Annotated in this window: 8 protein-coding genes; 3 read left to right on the plus strand and 5 right to left on the minus strand. The window is 56.6% G+C overall.

Going from position 1 to position 8,804, the window contains the following annotated elements:
- Positions 1-212: 212 nt before the first annotated feature.
- Positions 213-1,514, minus strand: coding sequence for an aminotransferase class I/II-fold pyridoxal phosphate-dependent enzyme (locus tag EH198_RS08145; protein ID WP_124695050.1), 1,302 nt, complete (start codon positions 1,512-1,514; stop codon positions 213-215).
- Positions 1,515-1,768: 254 nt separating this feature from the next.
- Entirely contained in the window at positions 1,769-2,386 is a 618-nt protein-coding gene (locus EH198_RS08150) for a pyridoxamine 5'-phosphate oxidase family protein (protein WP_124695051.1), read from the minus strand.
- A gap of 116 nt (positions 2,387-2,502) precedes the next feature.
- Between EH198_RS08150 and EH198_RS08155 the strand changes: the two genes are divergently transcribed.
- The 3 genes from EH198_RS08155 to gpmA all read left to right on the plus strand — a co-directional run bounded on the left by EH198_RS08155 (position 2,503) and on the right by gpmA (position 6,103).
- The gene (locus EH198_RS08155; RefSeq protein WP_124695052.1) at positions 2,503-4,203 is read left to right on the plus strand and encodes an aminotransferase-like domain-containing protein; all 1,701 of its coding nucleotides are present in this window, start codon (positions 2,503-2,505) and stop codon (positions 4,201-4,203) included.
- Between the two features lie 44 nt (positions 4,204-4,247).
- Positions 4,248-5,033 (plus strand): AraC family transcriptional regulator, encoded by a 786-nt coding sequence (locus tag EH198_RS08160; protein WP_124695053.1) that lies wholly within the window; start codon positions 4,248-4,250, stop codon positions 5,031-5,033.
- A gap of 320 nt (positions 5,034-5,353) precedes the next feature.
- Positions 5,354-6,103 carry a 2,3-diphosphoglycerate-dependent phosphoglycerate mutase gene (gene gpmA, locus EH198_RS08165; protein ID WP_124695054.1) on the plus strand — a complete coding sequence of 250 codons (750 nt, stop codon included), beginning with the start codon at positions 5,354-5,356 and terminating at the stop codon, positions 6,101-6,103.
- A 22-nt stretch (positions 6,104-6,125) separates the two neighbouring features.
- On the opposite strand, the gene EH198_RS08170 is transcribed toward gpmA, so the two are convergent.
- The 3 genes from EH198_RS08170 to EH198_RS08180 form a co-directional block, all read right to left on the minus strand.
- Positions 6,126-6,515 (minus strand): SET domain-containing protein, encoded by a 390-nt coding sequence (locus tag EH198_RS08170; protein WP_124695055.1) that lies wholly within the window; start codon positions 6,513-6,515, stop codon positions 6,126-6,128.
- A gap of 256 nt (positions 6,516-6,771) precedes the next feature.
- The gene (gene asd, locus EH198_RS08175; RefSeq protein ID WP_124695056.1) at positions 6,772-7,563 is read right to left on the minus strand and encodes an archaetidylserine decarboxylase; all 792 of its coding nucleotides are present in this window, start codon (positions 7,561-7,563) and stop codon (positions 6,772-6,774) included.
- 95 nt (positions 7,564-7,658) lie between these two features.
- On the minus strand, positions 7,659-8,738 hold the full coding sequence (locus tag EH198_RS08180; RefSeq protein ID WP_124695057.1) for a YheC/YheD family endospore coat-associated protein: 1,080 nt from the start codon (positions 8,736-8,738) through the stop codon (positions 7,659-7,661).
- Positions 8,739-8,804 lie beyond the last annotated feature (66 nt).

Below are 8,804 nucleotides of genomic sequence, written 5' to 3' on the forward strand. Positions count from 1 at the left end.
GTTCATTCCCCTTTCGGTGAGTTGTTGTACTTGAGTACATCGTATTGTATGTGCCGTGGTCTAAAGGGGTATGGGCCAATGTCGCCAAGGCCGCAAAATTAAAAGCTGGATTCCGGATAAACATCTTATATTAAAAGGAGCTGTCCCTCAGCGGTTAGAAACCACTTGCGGGACAGCTCCTGATATTATTGAGGCTGGACTTCAAGTATAGGTCAGGCCTTTTCCAGGTCGCGGATGCCGGCGTACACCAGGTCGAACAGGTCTTCCAGGTTTTCTTCGGCGATGCAGGAAAAAGCGATTCGCAGATCGGTGTCGCCAAGAGCGATTGTGCCAAGGCCGTAATTATGGATCAGATGCTGGCGCAGCTCCTCCGCTTGAACGGTATGAAGCTTCAGACACATGAAATAGCCGGAGTTAAAAGGATAGTACGTCCATACTTCGTCTCCGTACTTTCCGCTGTCGAGCAATGCCTTGACCTTGTTGGCCCGGCCCTTCATGACCCGGAACTTCTCTTCCTTCTGTTCTTCGAACGCCGGCGCCTTGAGCGCGTCGAGCACGAATGTCTGCGAAGGATGCGGCCCGCTGGAAATGGTAGCCCGGATAATGCCGAGCGTCTTCTGCTCCAGGGCGGCCAGCAGATCTGTGCTCTCGGAAGCATAAGTGATGAAGCCTACGCGGAAACCCCATACGTATTCTTCCTTGGTCGCGCCGTCGATCTTGACCGCAAGCACGCGCGGATGCACGTTTGCCAGCTTGCCAAACAGCGATTCCTTGAGGGAATCCTCGAAAAAGAGTCCGAAATACGCGTCATCGCAAACCGCGACAACATTAACGCCTTCTTCAGCTGCTTGCAGAATGGCCGCTACGATCGCGTCGCCTTCCTTGATGCCCGGCGTGTAGCCCGTCGGGTTGTTCGGGAAGTTCAGCAGCACGATGGCCTTGCCCTTATCCTTCTGAGCCAGCAGCGCTTGCAGCAAGCCGTCGCTGTTGAAGGTCATGTCCTCGGTGAACAGAGGGTAGGTAATCAATTCCGCATGGCGCCGGACGCCGAAGGTCAGCTCGTAGTTCTCCCAGTTCTTATCGGGGTAGACGACCGCGTCGCCGGGCTCGGCGAACAGGTCGGCTACGATGCTGAGCCCGTGGGTCAGCGCATTGGTTACAATCGGATTGCCGAAGGATTTGCCTTCGAGCGAAGGGTTTTCGCGAAGCATTTTCCCGCGCCATACGGTCCGCAGTTCCGGTTTGCCCGCCGGCGGAGCGTAGCCGTACAAGTCCTTCGGAGCAAACGCGGAGAGCTTCTCTTGAATGACGCCCAGATGCATCGGGCCGCCGTTCTCGGTGGCGATGCCGATCGTGGCGTTGTATTTCTTGGCATGAGCGGTCGCTTCTGCGGATTGGCTCAGAATGCCTACTTTTGGAAAAAAGATTTCTCTGCCGAGAGTGGACAGCATGTCGTACACATGCTCATTTCCGGCTTTAATGCTTTCATTTAATTGTCCAGCCTGTGGATTCATCGGTTTCATCCTTCCGGTTAACTTTGGAATCGGAGCTTCTTGAAGTCGGAACAAACGTGTTAACATTGCCTAACATTATATCATCTGCGATACGGGACAGTCACTTCGGAAAATCGGTTTTTTCTAAAAGTTTTGGGATAATTTTAAGGGGTTTGATAAACGTTCACACAGCAAACCGGGACTGCCCGCGTTTTGCGGACAGTCCCGTTCGGGTTTCAGCTTTTGGCATAATGCCTGTTTGTCTATTCAGCCGTTTATGAGGAGTGGAACGGGCACAATTTTTTCATCATTTCCACCGTCTCGGCATCGCGTTCTCCGCCCCTTGCCTCAAGTCCGCCGATGACGGCGCTGCGCTCTTCCTCCTTCAGATTTTGTCCGAACTTGAACTTGGCGGTAATTTCCTCCGGTACGATCCGTACGACCGCAACCGCTTTAAGCTGGGGGCGGTACTTCGGATTTTCCGCGTCAATGGTCTCATACCCGCCTTCCGGCTGAAGCTTCTGCATGAACTTTTCCATCGCAGCCGCTTTTTCGCTTAAATCGGTGACGATCTCGGCCGTGCCGAAGGCGGTGACGCTTTTGAAATAGGCAGTGGCCGGACAAGCCATTTCAGGGTCGGTAAAATAGGAAGGAATCAGGGCGAATTCGTCCGCCACGGTGAAGCAGACCTTGTCCATCTTGCGGATGGCTTCCATTTTGCCTCCGGCATGGCTGCCGTGGAAATAAAAACATCCTCCGGTATAGACGAAATTGAGCGGAGTGACGCGCGGATGGCACTGATCGTCGACCGTGCCTAAAAAGCCGAAGCTCATTTCGTCCAGAAAGGTCTGCAGTTCTTCCTCCTGCTCAACCTTGAATTCTTTTCTTCTCATCTGAAGCGCTCCTTTGACTGGTAAGGTGGTTAACAAACAGCATAACAGGAGATTGACAAGAAAAAAGAGCCCATTTACATTATTTTTATTGGTCCACTTGAATGGGGGAGAAAGGCATGGATGTCATTCCAATATTAAGCTTTGACGAATATTTGGCGGAGTACCGCTATAAATATCTGGCGCTGTATCATGCGCTGCGGACGGAGATCCTGAACGGAAATTTACCGGGAGGCGCACGCCTTCCCTCCACCCGCAAGCTTGCCGTTCTATACGGACTGTCGCGGGGGTCGGCGGCCCAGGTCTACGATATGCTCGGAGCCGACGGCTATGTAAAATCCGAAACGGGACGCGGCACCTTCGTGTCCGCTGACGGCTTCGGGATGGACGGCAGGCAGCCGGCGGAGGGAAGAATGGGACAGGCGGATGTAAGTGCGGGGAATGCGGAAGGAAGCGCGGGACAGGCAGAAGGGAATGCGGGGATGGCGCAACATCCCCGCGAAGCAGGGCGCAGCGGCGCGCCCGCTAGCGAAGGCCGGGTAGCGGAAGCCGCGGTTCATCCCGGCAGGCCGGAGAGCCCGCTCAACGCAGGAGCGAGAGGCGGAATCAGATTGCCGGCGTCGGAAGCCGCGGCAATCCGGGACCTGACAGCGGACATTCCGCTGTCCGCTTGGGCGCGGCGGCTTGCCGAGCAGCCGCCTGTAAGGGAGGAAGCTGCGGAGGCGGGCTCCGTCATCAGCTTCCGCAGCGGCGGAATGCCGATGGAGCATTTCCCTTACGCGGAATGGCGCAGCGCGCTGTCCCATGCCGGGGGCAGACGCGGCGGTGCGCTCGGCGTCTCTGCTCCTCCGCAGGGAGACGAGGGGCTTCGGCGGGCAATCGCGGCCCATCTGCGGATTACCCGCGGCATCCGCGCCGAAGCGGGACATATCGTGACGTTCAGCGGCTCCATGCAGGGCATCGTCCTGCTCACCCAGCTGCTGCTGGATAGCGGGGGCCGCGCCGTCGTAGAGGACCCCGGCTTTCACGGCATCCGGCGCGCCGTCGAGGTATCCGGCGGCGTGCCGGTTCCGGGCTTCGTGGACGGCAGCGGCCTTGTGCCGCAGGACTGGGACGCCCGGCTGCTGTTCGTGACGCCGAGCCGCCAATATCCCACGGGCGCGGTCATGCCGCTGGCGAGAAGGCGGAAGCTTCTGGAATGGGCGGCGGCCAGACGCGCCATCATTATCGAGGATGATTACGACAGCGAGTTCCGCTGGTCCGGCCGCCCTATTGAGCCTTTGAAGGCTCTGGACCGGGAGGAGCGCGTCGTGTATATCGGCTCTTTCTCCAACACGATGTTCGCCGGGCTTCGCCTCGGCTATGCGGTTCTGCCGCCTTCTCTTGTTGCGCCTACGGTGGCCGCGAAGGCGCTGTACGAGCCGCTGCCCGCAGGGCTGCTGGAGCAGCGGGCGGTGGCCCGCTTCATGGCGCTCGGCGGTTACGCCCGCCATATCCGGCGCATGACGCGCCTCTTCGGCGAGCGCGGCCGCATTCTGCGCGAGCTGCTACCGAGGCTGCCGGGCGGCCTGTTTCATCCGCAGCCCGGCGATGCGGGGCTGCATATATATGCCCGCTGGCTGCGCGGCGAAACGGAATTCGCGCAGTTCCGGGCGGCGGCTCTGCGGCGGAACGTTGATTTCAGAGACGCCGCCCTGTACCGGATGCGGCCCGGCGAGCCCGCCGCCTGCTTCGCTTTTTCCCACCTGGACGAGTCTGAACTGATAGAAGGGATGCGCCGGCTTGCGCTGGCCTGGAACGATGTGCAAAATGAAGCATGAAGAGGTATGATAAGGAAAAAGCTACGATAAGGGAGGGGAAAAGGATGCTGCATGCATCGCCTTCCGCTTTTGTCATCCTCCCCGCCTTGGCCAAAATCGTCTGCGAGCCGGGGTGGAAATGGCAGGAAAGGGAGAAGCCGCTCCCTAATTACGACTTGTTCTACGTCTGGAGCGGAGAAGGAACGGTTGTGCGCAACGGCACAGCCTATGAGGTCGGACCGGGAAGCTGTTTTCTGTTTCGTCCGGGAGACCATACAAGCGCAAAGCATAACCCGCAAAAACCCCTTGTGCTTACATACATTCATTTTGACGTCAAAGAGCCTGTCACCGATATCCCGGAGCCTTACCGCAAGCTGACCGAGACGGTGGAGTTCGAGCATTTGCTTGCGCGCTACGTCCGGCTGTTTCTGGTGAAGACATTCGCCGCGGAAGAAGAAGGCCAGCTTATTCTCAAGCAGATTATGATCAACCTGCTGCGGGAAGACCGGGTCAAGCCGGTGGAACGCAGCGTCAGCAACCAACTGGCGGAGGTTATTCACGAGGTTGCGAATTATATCAGCCAGCATCCCGGCGCCCCCCATCGCGTAGAAGAACTGGCCGCCCGGGCCGGGCTGTCGCCGCGCTATTTTTCCATTAAATTCAAGGAGCTGATCGGTTCTTCCGTGCAGTCGTACGTCATCCGCACCCGGATCGAACGGGCCCAGCATTTGCTGCTGTACGCGGGAATGAACGTGACGGAGGTGGCGGATGCGCTCGGATACCGCGACATTTTCTTTTTCAGCCGCCAGTTCAAGCAGCATACGGGAAAGAGCCCTTCGGAAATCCGCTGAATTCGGTTTCGGCAGCAGGTCTACAGGGTAAATACGTTCCGGTACAGTTAGCGGAGTCCAACGGGACTTTATACAGCCGGCTTAATTAGAACAGTCATGATTGGCAGACGAATAATCCGCTGGCAAGAGGGAATGAATGCAGGCCTAACAGCGGCAGAGTTATCCCGAACCGGCTTTCGGCGCCGGGGTATATGAAGACAGGCAAAAGACCGTCGGTTCCGGCAGACCAGATAAACCAAAGTGAAATCGAACCGAAGGCGCTTGTTCAGGTCTTCGGCTTTTGAAAATGATAATAAAAAAGGAACGGGAGGATAGCGCGCATGTATGAAATCGTGTTGATACGCCATGGGGAGAGCGAATACAACCGGCAGAATCTGTTTACCGGCTGGAGTGATCCGGATCTGACGGAGAAGGGGATACATGAGGCCAAGGAAGCGGGGAGAATGCTTAAGGAAGCCGGATATACATTTGACCTCGCCTTTGCCTCGGTGCTTAAGCGTTCCATCAAGACGCTCCATCTGGTCCTGGAAGAGCTGGATCTGCTGTGGATTCCCGTGCAGAAATCGTGGAAGCTGAACGAGCGGCATTACGGGGCGCTGCAGGGACTCAGCAAGTCGGAGACGGCGGTAAAATACGGCGACGAGCAGCTGCAGATTTGGCGCCGCAGCCTGTCGGTCAAGCCGCCGCTGCTGGAGCCGGACGATCCGCGTTACGCGAGAAACGACAGACGTTACCAGGAGGTGCGTCCCGGCGATATCCCCCGCGGCGAGAGCCTGGAGGACACGGTCCACCGGGTCGGCGACTTCTGGGGAAACCGGATCGTGCCGCTCGTCCGCAAGAAAGAGCGCGTGCTGATTTCGGCGCACGGCAACACGCTGCGCGCGCTGATCAAGTATATGGAGGATATCGACGAGGCCGCGCTGCTGCACCTCAATATTCCGACCGGCATTCCTCTCGTCTACGAGCTGGACGACGATGTCAAACCGATCCGCCGGTTCTATCTCGGCGAGCCGGAGAAGGTGGAGGCCAAGGCCCGCGAGGTGGCGAACCAGGGCAAGGTAAGCGAATAAAGAAGGCGTCCGCCTTCTTTATTTATTTTTTCTCATCGGGTTCATTAAACCATAGAGGATCATCGCAATTCTCATCACCGTTATAGTTGATTAGTATCTCATCCCCCGCTTTGATGTCCGTGTACGAATAGAAGTCAAATGTGTGATTCTTGAAGTTAATATCATACGTGGCATTGGGAGTATAGGAATGATTGAACAAGCTGCCATAGCCCAGGAGAACTGCGGTATGGTTGGCGCCATATTCAAACACATAATCTGCAAGTATGGTTTTTTCTATGAACTCATGGTCCTCATTAGGATAAGGAATGACCGGCGCTTCATGTATAAGTTCACCCTTTGCGATATCCCGTGTTGCAAATATGCCTCTATTGAATTCCCCGTTGCTAAGCTTCGAATTTTTTACCTCGAACATAATGGTTCACCTTTGCGCTTTCACTTTTTAGTGTATTAAATTCTATTGACCTGTTGGCCACGTTTAAAGAGTAATTCTAACGTATCCTCGGCGCCACGGCAAGGAGAAGAGTCCTTAACCTATCTGGCAGAATGAGGAATAACCCGAATGCGCGCTAATGTGAAAAAAAAGCAGCCCTGGCGTATGGACTTTCTCCTGTCTATCTGCCGGGCTGTTTGATGCCGCGAAACGGGCTTTGAGCCGCTCGGCGGATCTTCTATCCGGACGGCCGCAAAAATCCGAGCATTTCGCCCATTTTCACTTTCATGCCGGGCTCAAGTCCCGGGCGGGGGATGAAAATCCCGTTTTCGGCCAGCAGGACCACCGTCGAGCCGAACTCGAAGTAAGCGAGGTCCTCGCCGATTTCCCACGCTCTTTTGCTCTCGTCGGAATAGCGGATGCTGCTGACGTTCATAGCGCCAACCTTGACCACCGCAATTTCGCCGGCTCTGTGGGCAATATAGGTAATCAGCCGCTCGTTGCGGCACAGCACGCCTTTCATATGCCTCATGCCGAATTCATTGACGGGATAGCAGCGCCCGCGGATATAGTCGCTCTCCGCCATTTTTCCGGTAACGGGGGAATGAATGCGGTGATAGTCGGTCGGACTTAAATACAGCACGAAAAAAAAGCCTTTCTTATAAAGCTCCTGGTGAGGAGAATGGTTCAGCAGCTCCTCGAGTTTATAATCCTGCCCTTTTACATTCAAAATGGTTCCGGAAGAAATGTCGCCCATCGCCGTAATCATCGCGTCAACAGGGCTTGCCACAGCGTCCGTCTCTTCCGTGATGGTCCGCATGCCCGGCTTCAGCCTCCGGCTGAAGAACTCGTTGAGCGTGGCGTATTCGCTGGGGTCTTTTTCCGCCTGCGAAGCGGGGATATGATAGGTCCGGATAAATGCCGGGATAAGCAAGCGGCTGATCCTGCTGTGGGAAAAAGCGCCCATTATACGGGAAATCCATCTGTGCGAGGACAGCTCGGTCATCAGCCGCAGCAGTCGTTTAACCATGCTTAGTCTCCCTTCCGTCATACAGCAGCCCCGGGTCAGTGGACCCCGGCCGCTCTGCATTATATTGACATAGAATAGAAGACAAATCAATAACGTCATTGCATCCCTCCGCCGTCCAGCAAATAGCGCGCATACCCCATCGGACGCCGGTAGCTCTCCTTCCAAATCTCCGGCAGCCCCGCCTTGTAAAATCCGTACCGCTGGTCGCGTCCGTTGCATTCAATGAAATAAAGCTGCCCGTCCTGCGTAATCGCGATGTCGAGCCCGATATCGGCCAGCCCGGGCAGGCTGCGCTCCAGACAGCGCGCCACCGCAAGGGCCAGCCAGGAGGCCGACATGCGGTAATGGGCGGCGGCGCGGCTGGAAAAGGCCTGCTCCAGCGCCAAAGCGGCTTCTGCCGCTTCTCCGCCGCGGGCGATGTTGGAGACGAAGCCTCCGCGGGGCGCCAGCTTGGCGAAGAGGCCGGTGACGGCCCATTCGCCGCCCCATCCGCGCTGGACCGTGACCCGTAAGTCAAAGGGGCGTCCGTCCGCCTCCGCAAGCGGAATGCGCTCCTGGATCAGATAAGATTCGGCGTCAATACGGTCCAGCAGCGGAAATGGGAGTCTGGAGGGATCGATATTCGCCGTGATCATTTGTCCATTATGCAGATAATCCAAGGCCCAGCTTTCCTTGTCTTCGCGTCTCAGACGCATGACCCCTTTTCCGACACTTCCCCGGCGGGGCTTCAGAATAAGATCCGAATGCCGTTCCATCATTCTCTTTAGTCCCTCGTTTCCAGCCTCCGTATCGGGAAGATGTTGACGAAGCTCGGAATCAAGCTCCAGCAGCCGGTGAATCTCATCCTTGCCGTACCGGCTGCACCGGTTGAACACCTTCACCCCGCAGGCGGCCAGCCGCTCGGTTCCGGCGTTTCCGGGAGGATATATGGCACGGTTATGGATGGCTTGGGGAATCGGTACGGCCATTCTCTTATAACCGCGGGGACCCTTGATATATGCGATGCTGTAACCGGAGCCGGGATTGATGTCCGACAGCTTTAAATAGCAGGGAGTCAGGCCGTAGGCGGCTGCGGCTTCCTCATAGCAAGCAAGGGACTCCCATCCCGTCTTGCCCCGGGGAATGCCCCGGTGCGCAGCGGCATTCAGCAGTATACCGACGAGTCGTTGCTCCATTGATCGATCCCTCCCGGTTGGTGATCTGTGCCTTGCGGCTCAGCCGTTTCTTCTTACCTCTTCTTT

It is taken from the genome of Paenibacillus rhizophilus, from assembly GCF_003854965.1.
Lineage (GTDB): Bacteria > Bacillota > Bacilli > Paenibacillales > Paenibacillaceae > Paenibacillus_AQ > Paenibacillus_AQ rhizophilus.